This window comes from Streptomyces sp. SS8, from assembly GCF_054072955.1.
In genome coordinates this window covers 131,965-153,931 of record NZ_JBSVCZ010000012.1, presented here as the reverse complement: position 1 = coordinate 153,931, position 21,967 = coordinate 131,965, and the positions used below count along the sequence as shown (strand labels likewise).

Below are 21,967 nucleotides of genomic sequence, written 5' to 3'. Positions count from 1 at the left end.
GAAGGACGAACACACCGCCATGGCCGACACCCCCAAGCCAGCCAGCGCTGCCCCGACCCGCCGCAAGGCCGGCCGCCACCGCGGCGAAGGCCAGTGGGCCGCCGGGCACTTCACCCCGCTGAACGCCAACGAGCAGTTCAAGAAGGACGACGACGGTCTCAATGTGCGGACACGCATTGAGACGATCTACGCCCACGGCGGCTTCGACTCCATCGACCCCTCCGACCTGCGCGGCAGGATGCGCTGGTGGGGTCTGTACACCCAGCGCCGCCCCGGGATCGACGGCGGCAAGACCGCCGTCCTGGCTCCGGAGGAGCTGGACGACGAGTACTTCATGATGCGCGTGCGCGTCGACGGCGGACGGCTGACCACCGAGCAGCTGCGCGTCATCGGCGAGATCTCCCAGGAGTTCGCCCGCGGTACCGCCGACATCACCGACCGGCAGAACATCCAGCTCCACTGGATCCGCATCGAGGACGTCCCCGAGATCTGGCGCCGTCTGGAGGCCGTGGGCCTGTCCACCACCGAGGCCTGCGGCGACACCCCGCGCGCCTTCCTGGGCTCGCCGGTCGCCGGCATCGCCGCCGACGAGATCGTCGACGGCACGCCCGCGCTGGAGGAGGCCAAGCGCCGCGTCGTCGGCAACCCGGCGTACTCCAACCTCCCCCGCAAGTTCAAGACGGCCATCTCCGGCTCCCCCCTGCTGGACGTGGCGCACGAGATCAACGACGTGTCGTTCGTCGGCGTACGCCACCCCGAACTCGGCCCCGGCTTCGACGTGTGGGTGGGCGGCGGCCTGTCCACCAACCCCAAGCTCGGTGTCCGGCTCGGCGCCTGGGTGCCGCTGGAGGACGTGGCGGACGTCCTGGAGGGCGTCGTCTCGATCTTCCGCGACTACGGCTACCGCCGGCTGCGCAACCGCGCCCGCCTGAAGTTCCTCGTCGCCGACTGGGGTGCGGAGAGGTTCCGCCAGGTGCTGGAGGAGGAGTACCTGGGGCGGAAGCTGGCCGACGGCCCCGCCCCCGAGACCCCCGTCCAGCGCTGGCGCGACCACGTCGGCGTGCACCGGCAGAAGGACGGCCGCTTCTACGTCGGCTTCGCCCCCCGCGTCGGCCGTGTCGACGGCGCCACCCTCACCAAGATCGCCGAGCTGGCCGAGGGGCACGGCTCGGGCCGGGTCCGCACCACCGTCGAGCAGAAGATGATCATCCTCGACGTGGCCGAGGACCGGGTGGACTCCCTGGTGGAGGGTCTGGAGTCGCTGGACCTGACGGTGCGTCCGTCGGTCTTCCGGCGCGGCACCATGGCCTGCACCGGCATCGAGTTCTGCAAGCTGGCCATCGTCGAGACCAAGGGCCGCGGCTCCACCCTCATCGACGAACTGGAGCGCCGCCTGCCGGACTTCGACGAGCCGGTCACCATCAACATCAACGGCTGCCCCAACGCCTGCGCCCGCATCCAGGTCGCCGACATCGGCCTCAAGGGCCAGCTCGTCACCGACGCGGACGGCAATCAGGTGGAGGGCTATCAGGTCCACCTCGGCGGCGCGCTGGGGCTGGACCCCGGGTTCGGCCGCAAGGTGCGCGGTCTGAAGGTCACCGCCGCCGAGCTGCCCGACTACGTCGAGCGCCTGCTGACCCGCTACCACGAAGAGCGGCAGGACGGCGAGCGCTTCGCCCAGTGGGCGGCGCGGGCGGACGAGGGTGCTCTGAAGTGAGCGACGCACACGCGGCCGCCACCCCGCGGACGACCACGAAACCGGCACACGATCGCCGCGTGGGCGGAGAAGCTCACAGGGAGGCACCGTGAGCGACGCACACGCGGCCACCGAGCCGCACTCCATCACGGACCCGCACCGTCGCCGCGTGGGCGGAGAAGCTCACAGGGAGGCACCGTGAGCGAGCGCGCCGCCCCGTTCTACTGCCCGTACTGCGGGGACGAGGACCTGCGGCCGTCCGAGGACGGCCACGGCGCGTGGGAGTGCACCTCCTGCAACCGCGCCTTCAGGCTCTCGTTCCTCGGACTGCTGGCCGACGGCCTGCGGCGGTCCGGTTCCACCGAGGGAGACAGCACACGATGAACGCCGCCGAGGACCGTTACGACCTGCGGGCGGACGCCGGCGAGCTGCGCGGGCTCGCCGAGAAGGCGGGCCGCGAGCTGGAGGACGCGCCGGCGCTGGAGATCCTGCGCTGGGCGGCCGGCACCTTCGGCCCGCGCTTCTGCGTGACCTCCTCGATGGAGGACGCCGTCGTCGCGCACCTGGCCTCACGTGTGGCGCCCGGTGTGGACGTGGTGTTCCTCGACACCGGCTACCACTTCCCGGAGACCATCGGCACCCGGGACGCGGTCGCGGCGGTGATGGACGTCAACGTCGTCACGCTCACCCCGCGGCAGACCGTGGCCGAGCAGGACGCCGAGTACGGGCCGCGCCTGCACGACCGCGACCCCGACCTGTGCTGCGCTCTGCGCAAGGTCAGGCCGCTGGAGGAGGGCCTGCGCGGGTACGACGCCTGGGCCACCGGGCTGCGCCGCGACGAGTCCCCGACCAGGGCGGGGACGCCGGTCGTCGGCTGGGACGAGAAGCGGGGCAAGGTCAAGGTCTCGCCCATCGCACGCTGGACGCAGGACGACGTGGACGCCTACGTTGCCGAGCACGGCGTCCTCACCAACCCTCTGCTGATGGACGGTTACCCCTCCATCGGGTGCGCGCCCTGCACTCGGCGGGTGCTGGAGGGCGAGGACGCCCGTTCCGGCCGCTGGGCCGGACGCGGCAAGACCGAGTGCGGACTGCATGGCTGATGGCGAACCCGAAGGCCGTAGGGGCCCAGACAGTTGAGGAGCGTCAGATGAGCGGGGCGACCGCCTCCGTCACGGACAGAACCGGCAGCACCGGCAGCACCACCGGAACCGGCACCGGAGCCACGATCTGGCTCACCGGCCTGCCGAGCGCCGGCAAGACCACGATCGCCCACGCGCTGGCGGCGCGGCTGCGCGGCGAGGGCCACCGGGTGGAGGTGCTGGACGGCGACGAGATCAGGGAGTTCCTCTCCGCCGGTCTGGGCTTCTCCCGCGAGGACCGCCACACCAACGTGCAGCGGATCGGCTTCGTCGCCGAACTGCTGGCCTCCAACGGCGTCAAGGCCCTGGTCCCGGTGATCGCGCCGTACGCCGACAGCCGCGAGGCGGTGCGCGGGCGCCACCGGGCGGAGGGCACGGCGTATCTGGAGGTGCACGTGGCCACCCCGGTGGAGGTGTGCTCCGAGCGCGATGTGAAGGGCCTGTACGCCAGGCAGGCCGCCGGAGAGCTGTCCGGGCTGACCGGTGTGGACGACCCGTACGAGGCGCCGGCCGATCCGGACCTGCGGATCGAGGCGCACACCGAGCCGGTGGACGACTCCGCCGCCCGGCTGTACGCACTGCTCGCCGAGAGGGGACTGGCGTGACGACCTCGACCGAACCGACCACCGGGCCCGCGCCGGACCGTGCCGCCGACGCGGCGGGCGCCACCGGCGCAGCCGCCTCCGGCACCACCGGATCGGCCTCCGGCGCGGCGTTCGCGCTGAGCCATCTGGACACCCTGGAGTCGGAGGCCGTGCACATCTTCCGCGAGGTGGCGGGCGAGTTCGAGCGGCCGGTGATCCTGTTCTCCGGCGGCAAGGACTCCATCGTGATGCTGCACCTGGCGCTGAAGGCGTTCGCCCCGGCGCCGGTGCCCTTCGCGCTGCTGCACGTGGACACCGGCCACAACTTCCCCGAGGTCCTCGACTACCGCGACCGGGTGGTGGCCGAGCACCGGCTGCGCCTGCACGTCGCCTCCGTGCAGGAGTTCATCGACCGCGGCGAGCTGCGCGAGCGCCCGGACGGCACCCGCAACCCGCTGCAGACCGTGCCCCTGCTGCACGCCATCGAGAGCAACCGCTTCGACGCGGTGTTCGGCGGCGGGCGGCGGGACGAGGAGAAGGCCCGCGCCAAGGAGCGGGTGTTCTCCCTGCGCGACGAGTTCGGCGGCTGGGACCCGCGCCGCCAGCGCCCCGAGCTGTGGCAGCTCTACAACGGCCGCCACGCCCCGGGCGAGCATGTGCGCGTCTTCCCGCTGTCCAACTGGACCGAGCTGGACGTGTGGCAGTACATCGGGCGGGAGAAGATCGAGCTGCCCGCCATCTACTACGCCCACACCCGCGAGGTCTTCAAGCGCGACGGGATGTGGCTGGCGCCGGGCGAGTGGGGCGGCCCGAAGGAGGGCGAGACGGTCCAGGAGCGCCGGGTGCGCTACCGCACCGTCGGCGACATGTCCTGTACCGGGGCGGTGGACTCCGACGCCGCCACCATCGAGCAGGTCATGGCCGAGATCGCCGCCTCCCGGCTGACCGAGCGGGGCGCGACCCGGGCCGACGACAAGCTGTCGGAGGCCGCCATGGAGGACCGCAAGCGCGAAGGGTACTTCTGACCGATGACCACCGCTGCCACCACTTCCACAGCCGGCGCCGCCGAGGCCGCCGGGCTGCTGCGGGAGACCTCGCTGCTGCGTTTCGCCACCGCCGGTTCGGTCGACGACGGCAAGTCCACCCTGGTCGGGCGGCTGCTGCACGACTCCAAGTCGGTCCTGGCCGACCAGCTGGAGGCCGTCGAGCACGCCTCCCGCAGCCGCGGCGCCGCCGGCCCGGACCTGGCTCTGCTGACCGACGGGCTGCGCGCCGAGCGCGAGCAGGGCATCACCATCGACGTGGCCTACCGCTACTTCGCCACCCCGCGCCGCCGGTTCATCCTGGCCGACACCCCCGGCCATGTGCAGTACACCCGCAACATGGTCACCGGCGCCTCCACCGCCGACCTGGCCATCATCCTGGTCGACGCCCGCAACGGCGTGGTCGAGCAGACCCGCCGCCACGCCGCGGTCGCCGCCCTGCTGCGGGTGCCGCACGTGGTGCTGGCCGTCAACAAGATGGACCTGGCCGGCTACGACGAGGTGGTCTTCGCCTCCATCGCCGAGGAGTTCACCGCCTACGCCGCCTCGCTGGGCGTGCCGGAGGTCACCGCCGTGCCGATCTCGGCGCTGGTCGGCGACAACGTGGTCACCCCGTCCGAGCACATGGACTGGTACAGCGGCCCGACCGTCCTGGAGCACCTGGAGACCGTCGAGGTCGACCACGACCCGGCCGGGGACGTGGCCCGCTTCCCCGTCCAGTACGTCATCCGCCCGCAGACCGCCGAGCACCCCGACTACCGCGGCTACGCCGGCCAGCTCGCCTCCGGCGTGCTGCGCGTGGGCCAGCCGGTGACGGTGCTGCCCTCGGGCCGCACCTCGGTGATCGAGGGCATCGATCTGCTCGGCCAGTCGGTCCGGGCGGCCTGGGCGCCGCAGTCGGTCACCGTCCGGCTGGCCGACGACCTCGACGTCTCCCGCGGCGACCTGATCGCACCGGCCGACGACGCCCCGGCCGTGAGCCAGGACGTCACCGCCACCGTCTGCCATCTGCACGACACCCCGCTGCGGGTGGGGCAGCGGGTGCTGCTGAAGCACACCACCCGCACGGTCAAGGCGATCGTCAAGGAGATCCCCTCCCGGCTGACCCTGGACGACCTCTCGCCCCACCCCGAGCCGGGCGAGCTGGTGGCCAACGACATCGGCCGGGTGCGGATCCGCACCGCCGAGCCGCTGCCGCTGGACCCCTACGCGCTCTCCCGCCGCACCGGTTCGTTCCTGCTGATCGACCCGGCCGACGGCTCCACCCTCACCGCCGGCATGTCCGGCGAGGCCTTCGCCGGAGCCGCCGGGGCGGTGCGTGCCGCCGGGAACGACGCCCCGCAGGAGGACGGATGGGACTTCTGAACGCGGCGGGCACCGCCGTGCACGACGCCTTCTCCACCTTCGACCACACCGGCGGCCGGATCGGCAGCGGCCTGCGGGGCAGCGGGCAGGGCGGGCTGGCGGGATGCCGCCTGTGACGCCCGACGCCCGGTCTCACGACCCACACCCCCCGCACGACCAGCGCGATCCGTACGACCCGCGCTCCGGGGACGCCCCATATGTCCCCCGAGCGCGGCATGTCCCCGCCGCACACGCCGGCTCTCCCCCGCCGTAGCCGCCCGAGCAGGGTGGCGAACCACGAGAGGACCCCGCTGTGTCCACCGAACTCGCCACCCCCGCCCCGGCGCCGTCCGTCACCGGTGCCGGGGCCGGGCAGGCCCGCCCGTACGCGGTGCGGCTCGACCGCGTCTCGAAGTCCTTCGGCTCCTCCCCCCGCACCCGTCAGCAGGTGCTGGACGGCATCGACCTGACGGCGGCTCCCGGGGAGTTCGTCTGCCTGCTGGGCGCCTCCGGCTGCGGCAAGTCCACCCTTTTGAACCTGGTGGCCGGGCTCGACCACCCGACCTCCGGCGAAGTGCGGGTGCCGCACGGCCGGCCCGCGCTGATGTTCCAGGACCACGCGCTCTTCCCCTGGCTGAGCGCCGGCCGCAACGTGGAGCTGGCCCTGAAGCTTGCCGGGGTGCCCAGGGGCGAGCGGCGCGGGCGGGCCGAGGAGCTGCTGCGGCTGGTGCGGCTGCCGGACGCGTACGGCAAGCGGGTGCACCAGCTCTCCGGCGGGATGCGGCAGCGCGTGGCGCTGGCCCGCTCGCTGGCCCAGGGCAGCCGGGTGCTGCTGATGGACGAGCCCTTCGCCGCGCTGGACGCCATCACCCGCGACCTGCTGCACGAGGAGCTGACCCGCGTGTGGCGCGAGCGGGAGCTGACGGTGCTGTTCGTCACCCACAACGTGCGCGAGGCGGTACGGCTGGGTCAGCGGGTCGTGCTGCTGTCCTCGCGCCCGGGGCGCGTGGCGCGCGAGTGGGACGTGGACATCCCCTATCCCCGCCGTATCGAGGACTCCGAAGTCACCTCCCTCGCCAGGGAGATCACCGGCCATCTGCACGAGGAGATCGTCCGACATGCCCGCCACTGACACCGAGGACTCCCGGCGGGGTGCCCGGCACGAGCCCCCGGGGCGCGGCCCCGGCGGCCCCGGCGACTCCCCCGGCGGCCCCGGTGACTCCGACGAGATGGCGTCCGGCCTGGACGCCCTGGAATCCCCCGTGTCCGCCACCGCCGCCACCTCGCGGCGGGTGCTGGCCAAGGCCGCGCCGCCGCTGGCCGCCGTCGCCCTGGTGCTGGCGCTGTGGCAGACGGCGTACGCGCTGAACTGGTCGGCCTCCCTGCCCTCCCCCGCCGCCGTGTGGGGCGAGCTGGCGGGCGCCTGGTCGGACGGCACCCTGCTGCCCGCCCTCGGTCACAGCCTGCTGCGCTGCCTGGTCGGCTTCACCGCCTCCGCCGCCATCGGCGTCCCCCTGGGGCTGCTGCTCACCCGGGTCGCGCCGCTGCGCACGGTCCTGGGCCCGATCCTGTCCGCCGTGCAGTCGCTGCCGGCCGCCGCGCTGGTGCCGGTGGCGGTGATCGCGCTGGGCAACTCCGAGGGCGCGGTCTACGCCGTGGTGCTGCTCGGCGCGGTGCCCTCCATCGCCGTCGGGGTCACCACCGCCGTCGACCAGATACCGCCGCTGCTGCTGCGGGCGGGCCGGTCGATGGGCGCCGGCGGCCTGCGCGGAGCCGTACACGTCCTCGTCCCCGCCGCGCTGCCCGGCTTCGTGGCGGCGCTGCGGCAGGGCTGGACCTTCGGCTGGCGCGCCCTGATGACGGCCGAACTCATCACCGCCACCCCCCTGCCCGGCATCGGCCGGATGCTGGACGCGGGCCGGCAGGGCGGCGAGCTGAGCCTGGTGCTGGCCTCGGTGGTACTGATCCTGGCGGTCGGTGTGCTGGTGGAGTCGGCGCTGTTCTCGCCCGTGGAGCGCCGTGTGCTGCACAGCCGCGGTCTGGCGTCGGCGACCGGGCGGTGAGCGGCCCCGTGCGCACCCTCCACGTCCCCGGCCGCGAAGCCCCGGACGCCCGCTGCGCCCGCGACGCCCGCCCCGCCCTGCTGGTCGTCGCGCACGGCAGCCGCGACCCGCGCCACGCGGCGACCGTGGCCGCGCTGTGCGCCCGGCTGCGCGGGCTGCGCCCGAAGCTGCGGGTCGAGGTGGGCCATCTGGACTTCAACGCCCCCTCCGTCCCCCAGGTGCTGACCCGTCTGCACGCCGACGGCGTACGGCGGGTCGTGGCCCTGCCGCTGCTGCTCACCCGCGCCTTCCACGCCAAGTCCGACATCCCCGCGGTGCTGGGCGAGACGGTGGCGCGGCTGCCGCGGCTGGCGGTGCACCAGGCCGACGTCCTGGGCCCGGACCGGCTGCTGACGGCCGCCCTGGAGCGGCGGCTGCACGAGGCCGGGCTGCGGCCCGGCGACGAACGCTCGACCGGGGTCGTCCTGGCCTCGGCGGGTTCCTCCGACCCGGAGGCGATCGCGGTGATCGCAGATATCGCGCGGGAGTGGCGGCACATCTCCGGTTGGTGTGCCGTGCGGCCCGCGTTCGCCTCCGCATCCCTTCCCCGCACCGCCGACGCGGTGCGGGAGCTGCGCGCCCGGGGGGTGCGGCGGGTGGCCGTCGCCCCTTACGTCATAGCGCCCGGCTTCCTCCCGGACCGCATCGCCGCCGGTGCCCGCGAGGCGGGCGCCGATGTGCTGGCGCCGGTGCTGGGCGACGCCCCGGAGCTGGCCCGCCTGATGGCGCGGCGCTACGACGAGGCGCTGGTGCGGTGGGCCGGGCGCGTGAGCCTGCCCGCCGGCGCGTGACCGGCCGGTACGCACAGGCGGTCCGTCACAGCCGCGGACGCACCCCCGGTTCCTCCTCTCCGATCGGCTTGCCCCGCAGCACCGGCAGCACCGGGCGGTTCTGGGCGTTCTCCAGCAGGAAGGCGAGCGCGGTGTAGGCGGCCAGTACGGCCAGCAGCAGGCCCGTGAGCCCGGCGGCCGTCTGCCAGCCGGGCGAGGCGGTCAGCTCGGTGATCCCGGTGACGGCGAAGCGGACCGCCGCCAGCACCACCACGGCCCCCACCAGGGGTTTGCCGATCTCGGCCGTGGAGGTCACCGTCAGGAGCACGGCGGAGGCCAGCAGTGCCGCCCCCAGCACGTCGCTGTACGTGCCCGGGGGCGAGAGGGCCTTGAACGTGCCGACCAGGGCCCAGGTGCCGGCGAGCACGGCCATCACCACCGCGGCCCCGGGGTCCCGGCACAGGAAGCCGAACACCGACGCCAGCAGTTCCAGCGGCACCGTCAGCAGCAGCACGGCGAGCGCCACCTGGCGTTCCCCCTGCTCCTCCAGCCAGCCGAGCTGGAAAGCGGCGAACAGGAAGGTGCCGAAGGCCAGTCCGAGGAAACCCATGGGCAGCGGGCTGGCGATGGGGCGCAGCATGATGCGGGCGTGCGGGTTGGCCTCGGTGCTCTCCATGGACGTCCCTCCGGTCGGCGTGCTCCGCGACCGGGGGCGGGTGCCCGGACCGGCGTCGTTCACACCGCCCGGGCGGGTGCACCGGGACGCACCGTCAGGGGCGTCAGGAGGACACCGTCTCCGGCAGTCCGGTGACCGTGCGCCGGTTGCGGCCGGTGACGGTCGTGCCCCGGCAGGCCGTCTCCAGCGCGCCGGGCAGCTTGCTGCGGCCCATGCCGTCCGGGAACCAGCGGTACGGCTCGCGCTCCCCCACCCGGAACTCGTCGGGCGCGTACGCCGCCGCGTCCACCGCCGCCAGGCGCCCGCGGTCCGGTTCGCGGCCGAGGAAGAGGACCGGCAGCCCGGCCGCCGGCTCCCCGGTGTCCCGGCGGCCGGCGGTGAAGACGACGTTCCCGCTGTTGACGTAGGTGCGCGCGTCCTGCCGGCCGAGCCCCGCCATCACCTCGCGCGGCTCGGCCATGGGCACCTTCTTGTTCCCGCCGACGTCGATCCCGCGCAGCAGCGCCGCGTACCTCTCCGGCCGTCCCGTCATGCCCGGCAGCCTAGCGGCGGGGAGTGACAGCACCGCCGGGGCGCGGTGGCGCGGACCGGGTCAGGACACCGGCCGGGAGTCGGCCCACACCGACTCCATCTCCTCGCGATAGAGGTGGAACAGCCCGCCCTCGGCGCCCTCCCCCTGCGGGCCGCCCTGGACGGTCCCGTCCTGGACGATGTCCCGGCCGCCGCCGCGCAGCACGAACACCGGGGCCTCCATCCCCCGGATGCGGCGCAGGTAGGACTGGACCACCGCGATGCCGTCCGGCCCGTCGCCGTCGACGAGGTAGGCGGTGAAGCGCGGGGTCTCGTCGAAGACGTGGATCTGGAAGGCGCCGGCGTCCCGCAGCCGGGAGCGCACCCGCCGCATGTGGAGGATGTTCATCTCCACCGAACGGCTCAGCTCGCCCTTCTTCAGCCCCAGCTCCCGCTCCCGGCGGCGCACCGCGCTGCTGGCCGGGTTGAGGAAGAGCAGCCGCACCCGGCAGCCGGACTCGGCCAGCCGCACCAGGCGGCGCCCGGAGTAGTTCTGGACCAGCAGGTTCAGTCCTATGCCGATGGCGTCCAGCCGGCGCGCCCTGCCGAACAGGTCCTCGGCCGGGAGCTGGCGCTGCAGGCGCACCCGGTCCGGGTGGACGCCGACGACGTCGGCGAAGCGGTCGCCGACCAGTTCCTCCACCGCGTCCACCGGCAGCCGGTGGGCGGAGGGGATGTCGCGGCCGGCGCCCAGCAGGTCCAGCAGCCGGGCCGAGATCCGCTCGGCCTGGGCGAGGACGGCCGGGGACAGCGCGCGGTTGCGCGCCACCGCGCTGCGGGCGACCTCCAGCTCGTCCAGGGCCAGCTCCAGCTCGCGCCGCCCGTCGAAGTAGGGCTCGAAGCAGGGCCAGTGCTGCACCACCAGCTCGCGCAGCTGCGGCAGGGTCAGGAAGGACAGCAGGGTGTCGTCGGCCGGGTCGAGCAGATAGCCCTTGCGGCGGCTGACCTCGCGTACGGCCGCGGCCCGCTGGACCCATTCCTGCCCGGTCGGGCCGGCCGCCGCCACGACCCACTCCTCGCCGTGCACCGGCTCGTAGATCGGCCGCAGCACCGCCGCGACCACGGCGCGCAGCCGCTGCTCGACGAGATTGAGCCAGATGTAGGCCCGTCCCGCCCGCTGGGCGCGCAGCCGCACCTCGGCCCACTCCTCGGCGCCCCAGGCGAGGTCCGCGCCGATCTCCATCGGCCGGGCCAGGGAAACCGTGCCGGGCGGCACCGCTCCGGGCGCCCCGGCGGCACCGCTCTCGCCGCCCCCGTCCCCCGAGGGAAGCTCAAGCCCTCCCGAGCCCACCTGCGCACCGCCTTCCGGACCTGCTGTTCGATCAAGGAGCCTACTGCCCTCCCGGGAGCGGACGCAGCAGTATCCCGCCACCAAGTTCCTTTCTCCGTACGCTCATCCGGGGGAAGATGGATGCTGCGCCCATCCGGTGCCCGTCTCCCGCACCAGTACTGCGCAAGGATGCAGCGAAAACGGGTAACGGGTAGAGACCGCGACAGGAAGAGTCGACATGCAGGTCTGGCCTGGACGGGCTTATCCCCTCGGCGCCACGTACGACGGGGCCGGGACGAACTTCGCCGTGTTCTCGGAGGCGGCGGAGCGCATCGAGCTGTGCCTGCTGCACGACGACGGGTCGGAGACGGCGATCGAGCTGCGCGAGTCCGACGCGTTCGTGCGGCACGCCTACCTGCCGGGCGTCATGCCCGGCCAGCGCTACGGCTTCCGCGTGCACGGGCCGTACGAGCCGGGGAAGGGAAAGCGCTGCAACAGCGCCAAGCTGCTGCTGGACCCCTACGCCAGGGCGATGAGCGGCGCCATCGACTGGGACGAGGCGGTCTACGGCTACCACTTCGACGAACCCGAACGGCGCAACGACCTCGACTCCGCCCCGCACACCATGGCGTCGGTGGTGGTCAACCCCTACTTCGACTGGGGCGACGACCGGCCCCCGCGCACCGACTACCACCAGACGGTCATCTACGAGGCCCACGTCAAGGGCCTGACGATGCTCCATCCGGAGCTGCCCGAGGACCTGCGCGGCACCTACGCGGCGCTGGGCCACCCGGCGATCGTCGAGCACCTGACGAAGCTGGGGGTGACCGCGCTGGAGCTGATGCCGGTCCACCAGTTCGTCACCGACCACCGGCTGGCCGACGCCGGGCTGGCGAACTACTGGGGCTACAACACCATCGGCTTCTTCGCCCCGCACAACGCCTACGCCTCCTGGGGCGACCGGGGCCAGCAGGTGCTGGAGTTCAAGCAGGCGGTCAAGGCGCTGCACCAGGCCGGCATCGAGGTGATCCTCGATGTGGTCTACAACCACACCGCCGAGGGCAACCACCTGGGGCCGACCCTGTCGTTCCGGGGCCTGGACAACGCCTCGTACTACCGGCTCACCGACGACCCCCGGTACTACATGGACACCACCGGCACCGGCAACTCGCTGCTGATGCGCTCCCCGCACGTCCTGCAGCTGATCATGGACTCGCTGCGCTACTGGGTCACCGAGATGCACGTGGACGGCTTCCGCTTCGACCTGGCGGCCACCCTGGCCCGCCAGTTCCACGAGGTGGACCGGCTGTCGTCGTTCTTCGACCTGGTGCAGCAGGACCCGGTGGTCAGCCAGGTGAAGCTGATCGCCGAGCCCTGGGACGTGGGCGAGGGCGGCTATCAGGTGGGGAACTTCCCGCCGCTGTGGACGGAGTGGAACGGCCGCTACCGCGACACCGTGCGGGATCTGTGGCGGGGCGAGCCGCGCACGCTGGCGGAGTTCGCCTCCCGGCTGACCGGCTCCTCCGACCTGTACCAGGACGACGGGCGCCGCCCGCTGGCCTCGATCAACTTCGTCACCTGCCACGACGGCTTCACCCTGCACGACCTGGTGTCGTACAACGACAAGCACAACGAGGCCAACGGCGAGGGCAACCGGGACGGCGAGAGCCACAACCGCTCGTGGAACTGCGGGGTGGAGGGCGGTACGGACGACGAGGACGTCCTGGCGCTGCGCGGGCGGCAGATGCGCAACTTCATCGCCACCCTGCTGCTCTCCCAGGGCGTGCCGATGCTCAGCCACGGCGACGAGTTCGCCCGCACCCAGAAGGGCAACAACAACGCCTACTGCCAGGACGGCGAACTGTCCTGGGTGCACTGGCCCAAGCCGGGCGAGAAGCATCCGCTGTGCGAGTTCGTGCAGGCCATGGTGGGTATGCGCCGCGACCACCCGGCCTTCCGCCGGCGGCGCTTCTTCCACGGGCGGCCGGTGGAGGGCACCCACGACGAGCTCTCCGACATCGCCTGGTTCACCCCCGAGGGCGAGGAGATGACCCAGCGGGACTGGCAGGAGGCCCAGGCCAGGGCGCTGACGGTGTTCCTCAACGGCAACGCGATCTCCGAGCCCGGCGAGCGCGGCGAGCGGATCACAGACGACTCCTTCCTGCTGATGTTCAACGCGCAGCCGACCCCGCGCAGGTTCACCGTGCCGGTGGACCACGGGCGGGAGTGGCAGGTGGTGGTGGACACCTCGCGGGAGGACGGGGTGCCGCCGGGCACCGGCCCCATGGTGAAGGCCGGCTCCCGGATCACCCTGGTGGACCGCAGTCTGACGGTGCTCCAGCGTCCCGCCTGACCGCTTCCCCCGACCGGTCCCGCGCGCCTTGTCCGGGCGGGGATGTCGCCCGACAGGCGGCGGGTTCGGCGGGCACCCGCAGGGAACATGCACCACATGTCCCCTCAGCCCCCCACCGTGCCCGCCGTGCCGACCGCCACCTACCGGCTCCAGCTCCAGCCCGGCTTCCCGTTCTCCGCCGCCGAGAGGGCCGTGCCCTACCTGGCCTCGCTCGGAGTCTCGCACCTTCACCTGTCCCCGGTGCTGGAGGCGGCCCCCGGCTCCGCCCACGGCTACGACGTGACCGGGCACGCCCGGGTCCGCGAGGAGCTGGGCGGCGAGGAGGGCCTGCGGTCGCTGTCGCGTGCGGCGCGGGAGCACGGCATGGGCATCGTGGTGGACATCGTCCCCAACCACATGGGCGTCCCCGTCCCCGAACGGCTCAACGAGGCTCTGTGGGAGGTGCTGCGCGAGGGGCCGGCCTCCCCTTACGCGCGCTGGTTCGACATCGACTGGGAGGCGGGCGGCGGCCGCATGCTGCTGCCGGTGCTGGGCGGACGGCTGAGCGATGAGCTGGGGGCGCTGACGGTCAAGGGCGGCGTCCTGGCCTACCACGACCACCGCTTCCCGCTGCGCGAGGGCACCGAGCACCTGCCGCTGCCCGAGCTGCTGGACGCCCAGCACTACCGGCTGGCCTGGTGGCGGCTGGCCCGCACCGAGCTGAACTACCGGCGCTTCTTCACCATCGCCGACCTGATCGGGGTGCGCGTGGAGGACCCGGAGGTCTTCGCCGCCACCCACGCGTGCGTGCTGCGGCTGCTGCGCGAGGGCGTGGTCCACGGCCTGCGGGTGGACCACCCGGACGGGCTGGCCGACCCGGGCGGGTACCTGCTGCGGCTGGAGGAGGAGAGCGGCCGGGTCTGGACGGTGGTGGAGAAGATCCTCGGCCCCCGCGAGCGGTTGCCGGTGTCCTGGCCGGTGGCCGGGACGACCGGGTACGACGCGCTGCACCATGTCGACGGCCTCTTCGTCGACCCGGACGGGCTGGAGGAGCTGTCCGCCCTCTACCGCGGCTTCACCGGCGCCGCGCCGGACACGGGCGGCGAGTGGGGGCCGACCGTGCGGCGGGCCGCCCGGGAGGTGGTCGCCCACGACCTGGCCGCCGAGGTCGGGCGGCTGACCCGCACCGCCGCCGCCGTGTGCGAGGCCGCCCCCGGTCTGGCGCTGCGCGACCACGCGCCCTGGGCGCTGCGCACCGCGATCGAGGAGGTGCTGGCGCGGGTGCCGGTGTACCGGCCGTACGTCACCGCGGGCGGCCCGGTGGGCGCGGAGGACCGGGCGATGCTGGAGGAGGCGGCCGAGGGCGCACGGGCGGCGTTCGCGGTGCCGCAGGAGGCCGCGGCGGTGGACGTGGTGCGGGACCTGGCGCTGGGGCAGCTGGGGGACGGCGAGGCACAGCGGGACTTCTGCGCGCGGTTCGCGCAGGTCTGCGCGGCGCTGCGGGCGAAGTCGGAGGAGGACACCGCCTTCTACCGCTACGCGCCGCTGCTGTCGGCCGCCGAGGTGGGCGGGGACCCGGGGAGCCCGCAGGTGGCGCCGGAGGAGTTCCACGCGTACTGCGCCCGGCTCCAGCGCGACTGGCCGGCCACCGGCACCGTGCTGTCCACTCACGACACCAAGCGCAGCGCGGACGTACGGGCGGCGCTGGCGGTCCTGACGGAGTGCCCCGGGCAATGGCTGGAACTGCTGGAGCGGGTGACGCGGGAGACGCTGCGTGCCTCCGGGGTGGAGGCCCCGGACCGGCATGTGGCGTGGGTGGCGTGGCAGACGGCGTACGGCATGGGCTTCCCCTACCAGGAGCGGCTGGTGCCCGCGCTGCTGAAGGCCGTGCGGGAGGCGGGGCTGCGCACCACGTGGACGGAGCCGGACGCGGCGTACGAGGAGGCCGTCGAGCGTTTCGCGGTGGCGGGACCGGGCGGGCCGCCGCTGTACACGGTGGCGGAGTTCGCGCGGGGGCTGGCCGGTCCGGTGCGGGCCAACGTGCTCGGCGCGGCGCTGCTGCATCTGACCATGCCGGGCGTGCCGGACCTCTACATGGGCACCGAGCGGGTGTACGCCGCGCTGGTCGATCCCGACAACCGGCGGCTGCCGGACTTCCCGCCCTTCGCGCCGGACGCGCCGGAGGAGACCGCGGAGGCCCGCCAGGAGGCCGCGGCCTGGCTGCCGGACTCCCTGTCCGAGGAGAAGCGGTCCCTGACCGGGGCGGCACTGCGGCTGCGGCGGGAGCACCCGGAGTGGTTCGGCGCGAAGGCCTCGTACGAGCCGCTGCGGGCCGCGGGGCCCGCGGCCGGGCACTGTGTGGCGTACGCGCGCTCGGGTGAGGTGGTCTGCCTCGCGACCCGGCTCTCGCTGCGGCTGGCGGAGGCGGGCGGCTGGCGGGAGACCGCTCTGGAGCTGCCGCCGGGGCGGTGGCGGGATCTGCTGGGCGGCCGGGAGGTGGAGGGGAGCGCGGGGTTGGCGGAGCTGCTGGACGGACGGCCGGTGGCGCTGCTGGTGCGCGGCTGAGGAGCGGCGAGAGGCCGCCCTCCCGGTAGGGATTTTCCGTCGCGTTGTGAACGGAGCATTTACACGCACCGGCCCCCGCGCTACCTTCACCTGAGATGGGAGCGCTCCCATCAATCACAGTCACACCCCCACACGTGCTTGAAGGGACCTCCGGCACGATGACGACACGCTTAGACGGCATGCCCGCCATGAATGGCATGACCACACCAAGAACGAGCCGCCCCCGCAGAGGCGTCCTGCTGACGCTGCTGGCCGCACTGCCGGCCCTGTGCCTGGTGTTCTTCCTCCCCGCGGGCAAGGCCCAGGCACACGGCGCGCCCATGAACCCGGGCAGCCGCACCTACCTGTGCTGGGAGAACGCCCACACCTCCTCCGGCGCGCTCCAGCCGGACAACCCCGCCTGCGCGGACGCCCTGGCCCAGGGCGGGTCCACCCCGTTCTACAACTGGTTCGCCGTGCTCCGCTCCGACGGCGCCGGCCGCACCGAGGGCTTCATCCCCGACGGCCAGCTGTGCAGCGGCGGCACCGGCGGCCCGTACGACTTCACCGCCTTCAACCAGGCCCGCTCCGACTGGCCGTACACCCGGCTGACCTCCGGCGCCCAGATGCGGTTCGCCTACAACGCGTGGGCCGCCCACCCGGGCACCTTCCACCTCTACGTCACCAAGGACGGCTACGACCCGAACCAGCCGCTGGGCTGGGACGACCTGGAGGACCGGCCCTTCGCCTCGGTGACCGACCCGCAGCTGTCCGGCTCGGTCGGCACCATCGACGGCAAGTACACCTGGACCAGCGCCCTCCCGGCGAACAAGAGCGGTCGCCACATCATCTACATGGTGTGGTCGCGCTCGGACAGCAACGAGACCTTCTACAGCTGCTCCGACGTCGCCTTCGACGGCGGCAACGGCGAGGTGGTCTTCCCCGGCTCGGACGGCGGCGAGAACCCGGGCGACCCGGGCGAGGACCCGACCGACCCCGGTGAGGAGCCGACCGACCCGGGCACGGCCTCCTGCGCCGCCGTCATCCGCAAGGTCAACGACTGGGGCAGCGGCCACCAGGGCGAGGTGACCGTCACCAACCGCGGCGACACCACCCTGAGCGGCTGGACGGTCCACTTCGAACTGGCCTCCGGCCAGCGGGTGGACAGCCTGTGGAACGCCTCGCCCACCTACGACGGCTCCAACGTCTACGCCCAGAGCCAGCAGGGCTCGACTCTGGCGCCGGGACAGTCGGCCACCTTCGGCTACGTGGTGAACGGCGGAGCCGGTAACCCGTCCACACCGCACTGCATGCCGCGCTGAGCGCGGCGCCCGCCCTCCGCGGGCACCGACTGAAGAGGTGAGGGCCGGTCAGCGGCTGCCGAGGCGGAAGCTGACCTGCCCGAACCGCACATGGTCCCCCGGACGCACGCTCACCGATCCGGTCACCCGGCGGCCGTTGACCCACGTGCCGTTGGACGAACCCAGATCGCGCAGTGTCCAACCCCGCGCCGAGCTGTGCAGCTGGGCGTGCGTCCGGGACACCGTCTCGTCGTTCAGCCGCAGCACCGAACCGGGCGCGCGGCCGATGCTCATCGGATACGGGCCGGGCGCGGGCAGCATCAGCTCCGGCAGCCGGGCCGTCCGCCAGGCCCACCGCAGCCTCCCCGGCAGCGCCGAGACCGCGCCGACGAACCTGATGAGCGCCGGCTCCGGCGGTCGGGGACGCAGGTCGTGCACGGCCGCCTCGATCTCGTCGAAGCGGCGGGCGGTGAGGATCAGATCCATCCGGTGCTCGAACGTCCCGCTCGACACCCGTCCCTCGGCCGCGCTCTCGCGCAGCACCTCCAGAGCGCGTTCCCGGTCCTCCTCCGACGGACGCGGCGGGATCGCCCGGGACTCCACAGATGCCATGACCCGTCATTCTCCGGACCCGCGCCGGAGCTGTCCAGCCCGCTCCGGACGAAGCCGCGGGAGGGCCCCGGGCGGCTCGGAGCCGGCCGAGGTCGACCTTCACGGGGAAGGGCGCCGAGACCCTGACCTGGCCGGTGAAGACCCCGCCGTCCCGGTAGGCCCCGGCGGCCGGGGCGAGGACGTGGGTGTACACCAGCGGGACCCCGATGGCGGACCCGGGACTGCCGGGCCCAAGCCTACTGTCTTCCGCCCTCCGGGCACCCGGCCCGGAAAACGCGTGGACGCCCACCCGGCCGCCGGGCTACGGTGCGCTCACGCCCCTGGACCGGAAGAGGAGGTGAGAGCCGTGCACGCCGTCCGTACCCCTGCCGTCACGTGCTTCCGCCCCGTCCGCCGGGCGTTCCTTCCCTGACCGGGAGCGCGGCGGCGCCCGTGTCCTCCGCGAAGGAACCCACCCCATGACCTCTCCGGCCTCCACGGTCGTCCGCGCGCTCGCCGAGGGCGAGGCGCGCGAGCTGTTCACCTCCCTGCCCGACCCGACCGCCTCCCTGGTCGGCCGCTGCCTGCTGGGGCGGCCGTACGCCACCGTCGCCGAGGGCGGCGAGTACCGTCCCGAGTGGACCTGGGTGGCCCTGCGCGGTGGCGAGGTGGTCGCGCGCGCCGCCTTCTGGGGCGGGCCCGGCGACACCGAGCCGGTCGCTCTCGACTGGTTCGACTTCACCGACCGCGACGCCGCGGTGGAGCTGCTGCGGCGCGTTCCGCTGCGTGCCGAGTACGAGCTGCTGCTGCCGCACGACTGGCGCGACCGGGAGGAGGTGCGGGCCGCCGCCGAGGCCCGCATCGAGGCGGCCGGGGCCGCCGGGTACGCGTTCCTGGTGGAGCGCCTGCGCTATGCCTGGACCCTGGAGTGCGGGCTGCCCGGGCGACCCGGTCGGCTGGAGTTCCGCCCGGTGCCGGACGGCGCGGCGGGCGACGAGGAGGTCCTGGAGGTGCTGCGCCGCATCCACTCGGCCACCCTGGACGCGCACGCCCTCCGCGCGATCGCCGCCGGCGGCGTGGAGCGGGCTGCGCGGGAGGAGCTGGACTTCTTCCGCTGGTGCCCCTCGCCGCGCGAGTGGTGGCGGCTGGCGTACACGCCGCGGGGCGAGCTGGTGGGCCTTCAGGTCCCCGCGCGCAACCCCTCCGGCCCCTGCGTCGGGTTCATCGGGGTGGTGCCCGGGCAGCGCGGCCACGGGTACGCCTACGACCTGCTGGTGGAGTGCACCCATCAGCTCGTCGCCGAGGGGGCCGGTGCGATCGCGGCGTCCACCGACGTGGGCAACACCCCGATGGCCGCCCACTTCGCCCGCGCCGGGTATCCGGTGGTGCAGCGCCGCGTCTGCATGGGCCGCGCAGCACGCTGAAACGCACCGAAACGGGCATGCTGGTCCCCTGAGGTGCCGTCGGCCGAAGGAGATCTGCGGTGTTGTTCGAGGTGTGGGCGCCACACGCGCGACGGGTCGTGCTGCACGCGGGGGGCGAGGAGCACCCCATGCACCGCGACCCGGAGCGCGAGGGGTGGTGGCGGGCCGAGGCGTCCGCCGGGCACGGGACCCGCTACGGCTTCGCGGTCGACGACGGGCCCGTGCTGCCCGACCCCCGCGCCCGCCGGCTGCCCGACGGCCCCGACGGGCTCGCCGCGGTGGTGGACCAGGGGGCGTACGCCTGGCGGCACGACTGGGCGGGGCGCGGCCTGGACGGCGCGGTCCTGTACGAGCTGCACGTCGGCACCTTCACCGAGGCCGGCACCTTCGACGCGGCGGCCGGCCGGCTGGGCCATCTGGCCGAACTGGGCGTCACCCATGTCGAGCTGATGCCGGTCAGCCCCTTCCCCGGTGTCCACGGCTGGGGCTACGACGGGGTGGCGCCCTGGGCGGTGCACGAGCCCTACGGCGGGCCCGAGGGCCTGAAGCGGTTCGTGGACGCCGCGCACGGCCACGGGCTGGGCGTGGTCCTGGACGTGGTCCACAACCATCTGGGCCCGTCGGGCAATCGGCTGCCGGAGTTCGGTCCGTACTTCACCGAGCGGCACCACACCCCGTGGGGGGCGGCGGTCAACCTGGACGCGCCCGGCTCGGACGAGGTGCGGGCGTACTTCGCCGGCAGCGCGCTGGCCCTCCTGCGCGACCACCGGCTGGACGGGCTGCGGCTGGACGCGGTGCACGCGCTGATCGACGAGCGGGCCGAGCACTTCCTGGCCGAGCTGTCGGCGGCCGTGGAGGGCCTGTCGGCCGAGCTGGGCCGCCCGCTGTTCCTGATCGCCGAGTCCGACCGCAACGACCCGCGCACCACCGCGCCGCGCCGGGCGCACGGGCTGGGCATGGACGCCCAGTGGGACGACGACGTCCACCACGCCCTGCACACCGCGCTGACCGGCGAGGCCCAGGGCTACTACGCCGACTTCGCCCGCGCCCCGATGGCGGCCCTGGCCAAGTCGCTGACCGGCGCGTTCTTCCACGACGGCACCTACTCCTCCTTCCGGGGCCGCCGCCACGGCCTGGCGGTGGACCGCACCGCCACCGAGGCCCACCGCTTCCTCGCCTACGCCCAGACGCACGACCAGATCGGCAACCGGGCCCGCGGCGACCGGCTCGCCTCCCACCTCTCCCCCGGCCTGGCGGCCTGCGCGGCGGCGCTGGTGCTGTGCGGGCCGTACACGCCGATGCTGTTCATGGGCGAGGAGTGGGGGGCGCGCACCCCCTGGCAGTACTTCACCGACCACCGGGACCCGGAGCTGGCCGAGGCGGTACGGCGGGGGCGGCGACGGGAGTTCGCCGCGCACGACTGGTCGGAGGCGGACGTGCCCGATCCGCAGGATCCGGCCACCCGGCTGCGCTCCTGTCTGGACTGGGACGAGCCGCACCGCGAGCCGCACGCCGGCCTGCTGGCCTGGCACCGCGCGCTGATCGCGCTGCGCCGCGCCCATGTCTCGCCCCGCACCCGGCTGGTGGACGTCCACGTCGCCTACGACGAGGAGCGGCGCTGGCTGTGCATGCGCCACGGCGGGCTGCACGTGGCGGTGAACCTGGCCGGGGAGGGCACCGCCGAGATCCCGCTGTCGGTGCACACCGCCGCCGAGCTGGCCTCCTGGGGCGAGTGCGAGGCACCGGAGGGGGACGGTCTGCTGCGGCTGGGCCCGCACTCGGCGGCGGTGCTGCGGTAGTCCGGCCCGCGCGGGGCCAGGCGCGGGAGGTGCGGTCAGCCCTCCAGGGCCATCCGCAGGCCCAGGGCTATCAGCACGCCGCCGGAGACCTGCTCCAGGCGGCGGCGTACGGCCGCGCGGTCGATCAGGCGCCGCATCCGGCCCACGCCCCACACGTAGCAGGCGTAGTAGCCGGTCTCGAAGAGGGCCCACACCGCGGCCAGGGCCACCATCGCGGGCAGTTGCGGGGCCCCGGCGGGGACGAACTGCGGCAGGAAGGACAGGGCGAAGACCGCGGCCTTGGGGTTGGCGAGGTTGAGGACGAGACCGGCCCGGTACGACCGCCACGCCGGCTCCCGTACGGACGCGGGTGCGGCCGGGGACTCGGCCCCGGCCAGGTGCTCGTCGCCGTCCGCCACCGCCGCGCCCCGCGTGCGCCGGGCGGCGCGCAGCGCCTGGAGGCCGAAGACCACCAGCACCACCGCGCCCACCACGCGCAGCACGTCGTAGGCGAGCTGGGAGGCGGCCAGCAGCGCGGTGAGGCCGAAGGCGGCCACCACGCCCCACACGAAGACGCCGGTCTCGTTACCGAGGACCGTCGCCATGCCGTGCCGGTGGCCGATCAGGGAGCGGCGGATGATCAGGACGGTGCTGGGTCCCGGGGAGGCGGCGATCAGCAGGCAGGCACCCAGGAAGGGCAGCAGCGTGTGGTACATGGACGCCATCATCCGCCCGCCCGCGCGCGGCGCGGCGGCGGGGTGCCGCGTTCCGCCCCCGGGCCCGGGCGGGCCTCGCGGGGT

General features: G+C 74.0%; 20 protein-coding genes. 15 read left to right on the top strand and 5 right to left on the bottom strand.

The window, feature by feature from the left end:
• Positions 1-19: 19 nt before the first annotated feature.
• The 10 genes from ACW69E_RS14305 to ACW69E_RS14260 all read left to right on the top strand — a co-directional run bounded on the left by ACW69E_RS14305 (position 20) and on the right by ACW69E_RS14260 (position 8,702).
• Positions 20-1,717, top strand: coding sequence for a nitrite/sulfite reductase (locus tag ACW69E_RS14305; RefSeq protein WP_457498602.1), 1,698 nt, complete (start codon positions 20-22; stop codon positions 1,715-1,717).
• Positions 1,718-1,894: 177 nt separating this feature from the next.
• Positions 1,895-2,080, top strand: coding sequence for a hypothetical protein (locus ACW69E_RS14300; RefSeq protein WP_457498601.1), 186 nt, complete (start codon positions 1,895-1,897; stop codon positions 2,078-2,080).
• The gene (locus tag ACW69E_RS14295) at positions 2,077-2,799 is read left to right on the top strand and encodes a phosphoadenylyl-sulfate reductase (protein ID WP_457498600.1); all 723 of its coding nucleotides are present in this window, start codon (positions 2,077-2,079) and stop codon (positions 2,797-2,799) included. Before ACW69E_RS14300 ends, ACW69E_RS14295 begins: the two co-directional genes overlap by 4 nt.
• A 47-nt stretch (positions 2,800-2,846) precedes the next feature.
• On the top strand, positions 2,847-3,443 hold the full coding sequence (gene cysC, locus ACW69E_RS14290; RefSeq protein WP_457498599.1) for an adenylyl-sulfate kinase: 597 nt from the start codon (positions 2,847-2,849) through the stop codon (positions 3,441-3,443).
• A complete protein-coding gene (gene cysD / locus ACW69E_RS14285) occupies positions 3,440-4,447 on the top strand; it encodes a sulfate adenylyltransferase subunit CysD (protein ID WP_457498598.1) in 1,008 nt (335 codons plus the stop codon). Before cysC ends, cysD begins: the two co-directional genes overlap by 4 nt.
• 3 nt (positions 4,448-4,450) lie before the next feature.
• Positions 4,451-5,830: a sulfate adenylyltransferase subunit 1 gene (locus ACW69E_RS14280; protein ID WP_457498597.1), complete on the top strand. Its 1,380-nt coding sequence runs from the start codon at positions 4,451-4,453 to the stop codon at positions 5,828-5,830.
• The gene (locus ACW69E_RS14275) at positions 5,818-5,946 is read left to right on the top strand and encodes a hypothetical protein (protein ID WP_457498596.1); all 129 of its coding nucleotides are present in this window, start codon (positions 5,818-5,820) and stop codon (positions 5,944-5,946) included. The genes ACW69E_RS14280 and ACW69E_RS14275 overlap by 13 nt, the downstream gene beginning before the upstream one ends.
• Before the next feature lie 176 nt (positions 5,947-6,122).
• The gene (locus tag ACW69E_RS14270) at positions 6,123-6,941 is read left to right on the top strand and encodes an ABC transporter ATP-binding protein (RefSeq protein ID WP_457498595.1); all 819 of its coding nucleotides are present in this window, start codon (positions 6,123-6,125) and stop codon (positions 6,939-6,941) included.
• Positions 6,928-7,872 carry an ABC transporter permease gene (locus ACW69E_RS14265; RefSeq protein WP_457498594.1) on the top strand — a complete coding sequence of 315 codons (945 nt, stop codon included), beginning with the start codon at positions 6,928-6,930 and terminating at the stop codon, positions 7,870-7,872. The genes ACW69E_RS14270 and ACW69E_RS14265 overlap by 14 nt, the downstream gene beginning before the upstream one ends.
• 77 nt (positions 7,873-7,949) lie before the next feature.
• Positions 7,950-8,702, top strand: a complete 753-nt coding sequence (locus tag ACW69E_RS14260; RefSeq protein ID WP_457498632.1) for a sirohydrochlorin chelatase — start codon at positions 7,950-7,952, stop codon at positions 8,700-8,702.
• A gap of 25 nt (positions 8,703-8,727) precedes the next feature.
• On the opposite strand, the gene ACW69E_RS14255 is transcribed toward ACW69E_RS14260, so the two are convergent.
• From ACW69E_RS14255 to ACW69E_RS14245, 3 genes are all read right to left on the bottom strand, one after another.
• The gene (locus tag ACW69E_RS14255; protein ID WP_457498593.1) at positions 8,728-9,357 is read right to left on the bottom strand and encodes a GPR1/FUN34/YaaH family transporter; all 630 of its coding nucleotides are present in this window, start codon (positions 9,355-9,357) and stop codon (positions 8,728-8,730) included.
• A 103-nt stretch (positions 9,358-9,460) separates the two neighbouring features.
• On the bottom strand, positions 9,461-9,889 hold the full coding sequence (locus ACW69E_RS14250; protein ID WP_457498592.1) for a DUF1697 domain-containing protein: 429 nt from the start codon (positions 9,887-9,889) through the stop codon (positions 9,461-9,463).
• Between the two features lie 60 nt (positions 9,890-9,949).
• Complete coding sequence (locus tag ACW69E_RS14245) at positions 9,950-11,218, bottom strand: SAV2148 family HEPN domain-containing protein (protein ID WP_457498591.1); 1,269 nt, start codon at positions 11,216-11,218, stop codon at positions 9,950-9,952.
• Between the two features lie 217 nt (positions 11,219-11,435).
• Here ACW69E_RS14245 and glgX point away from each other — a divergent pair, with 217 nt between their 5' ends.
• From glgX to ACW69E_RS14230, 3 genes are all read left to right on the top strand, one after another.
• Positions 11,436-13,550, top strand: a complete 2,115-nt coding sequence (glgX, locus tag ACW69E_RS14240) for a glycogen debranching protein GlgX (protein ID WP_457498590.1) — start codon at positions 11,436-11,438, stop codon at positions 13,548-13,550.
• Between the two features lie 96 nt (positions 13,551-13,646).
• Positions 13,647-16,094: a malto-oligosyltrehalose synthase gene (treY, locus tag ACW69E_RS14235; protein WP_457498589.1), complete on the top strand. Its 2,448-nt coding sequence runs from the start codon at positions 13,647-13,649 to the stop codon at positions 16,092-16,094.
• A 179-nt stretch (positions 16,095-16,273) separates the two neighbouring features.
• Positions 16,274-17,395: a lytic polysaccharide monooxygenase gene (locus ACW69E_RS14230; RefSeq protein ID WP_457498588.1), complete on the top strand. Its 1,122-nt coding sequence runs from the start codon at positions 16,274-16,276 to the stop codon at positions 17,393-17,395.
• A 48-nt stretch (positions 17,396-17,443) separates the two neighbouring features.
• Here the strand turns inward: ACW69E_RS14230 and ACW69E_RS14225 are convergent, their stop codons facing one another.
• Positions 17,444-17,986 (bottom strand): FHA domain-containing protein, encoded by a 543-nt coding sequence (locus tag ACW69E_RS14225; RefSeq protein WP_457498587.1) that lies wholly within the window; start codon positions 17,984-17,986, stop codon positions 17,444-17,446.
• 458 nt (positions 17,987-18,444) lie between these two features.
• Here ACW69E_RS14225 and ACW69E_RS14220 point away from each other — a divergent pair, with 458 nt between their 5' ends.
• Together ACW69E_RS14220 and treZ are read left to right on the top strand one after the other, a co-directional pair.
• Complete coding sequence (locus ACW69E_RS14220) at positions 18,445-19,389, top strand: GNAT family N-acetyltransferase (protein WP_457498586.1); 945 nt, start codon at positions 18,445-18,447, stop codon at positions 19,387-19,389.
• A 59-nt stretch (positions 19,390-19,448) separates the two neighbouring features.
• Complete coding sequence (treZ, locus tag ACW69E_RS14215) at positions 19,449-21,188, top strand: malto-oligosyltrehalose trehalohydrolase (protein WP_457498585.1); 1,740 nt, start codon at positions 19,449-19,451, stop codon at positions 21,186-21,188.
• Between the two features lie 35 nt (positions 21,189-21,223).
• On the opposite strand, the gene ACW69E_RS14210 is transcribed toward treZ, so the two are convergent.
• Positions 21,224-21,883 (bottom strand): LysE family translocator, encoded by a 660-nt coding sequence (locus ACW69E_RS14210; RefSeq protein ID WP_457498584.1) that lies wholly within the window; start codon positions 21,881-21,883, stop codon positions 21,224-21,226.
• Between the last annotated feature and the right edge of the window lie 84 nt (positions 21,884-21,967).

Bases quoted from the DNA above. Each gene is read 5' to 3' on its own strand.
- ACW69E_RS14305 (WP_457498602.1), top strand. From the start codon at position 20: ATGGCCGACACCCCCAAGCCAGCCAGCGCTGCCCCGACCCGCCGCAAG.
- ACW69E_RS14295 (WP_457498600.1), top strand. From the start codon at position 2,077: ATGAACGCCGCCGAGGACCGTTACGACCTGCGGGCGGACGCCGGCGAG.
- cysC (WP_457498599.1), top strand. From the start codon at position 2,847: ATGAGCGGGGCGACCGCCTCCGTCACGGACAGAACCGGCAGCACCGGC.
- ACW69E_RS14280 (WP_457498597.1), top strand. From the start codon at position 4,451: ATGACCACCGCTGCCACCACTTCCACAGCCGGCGCCGCCGAGGCCGCC.
- ACW69E_RS14275 (WP_457498596.1), top strand. From the start codon at position 5,818: ATGGGACTTCTGAACGCGGCGGGCACCGCCGTGCACGACGCCTTCTCC.
- ACW69E_RS14265 (WP_457498594.1), top strand. From the start codon at position 6,928: ATGCCCGCCACTGACACCGAGGACTCCCGGCGGGGTGCCCGGCACGAG.
- ACW69E_RS14255 (WP_457498593.1), bottom strand. From the start codon at position 9,357: ATGGAGAGCACCGAGGCCAACCCGCACGCCCGCATCATGCTGCGCCCC.
- ACW69E_RS14250 (WP_457498592.1), bottom strand. From the start codon at position 9,889: ATGACGGGACGGCCGGAGAGGTACGCGGCGCTGCTGCGCGGGATCGAC.
- glgX (WP_457498590.1), top strand. From the start codon at position 11,436: ATGCAGGTCTGGCCTGGACGGGCTTATCCCCTCGGCGCCACGTACGAC.
- treY (WP_457498589.1), top strand. From the start codon at position 13,647: ATGTCCCCTCAGCCCCCCACCGTGCCCGCCGTGCCGACCGCCACCTAC.
- ACW69E_RS14230 (WP_457498588.1), top strand. From the start codon at position 16,274: ATGCCCGCCATGAATGGCATGACCACACCAAGAACGAGCCGCCCCCGC.
- ACW69E_RS14225 (WP_457498587.1), bottom strand. From the start codon at position 17,986: ATGGCATCTGTGGAGTCCCGGGCGATCCCGCCGCGTCCGTCGGAGGAG.
- ACW69E_RS14220 (WP_457498586.1), top strand. From the start codon at position 18,445: ATGACCTCTCCGGCCTCCACGGTCGTCCGCGCGCTCGCCGAGGGCGAG.
- ACW69E_RS14210 (WP_457498584.1), bottom strand. From the start codon at position 21,883: ATGTACCACACGCTGCTGCCCTTCCTGGGTGCCTGCCTGCTGATCGCC.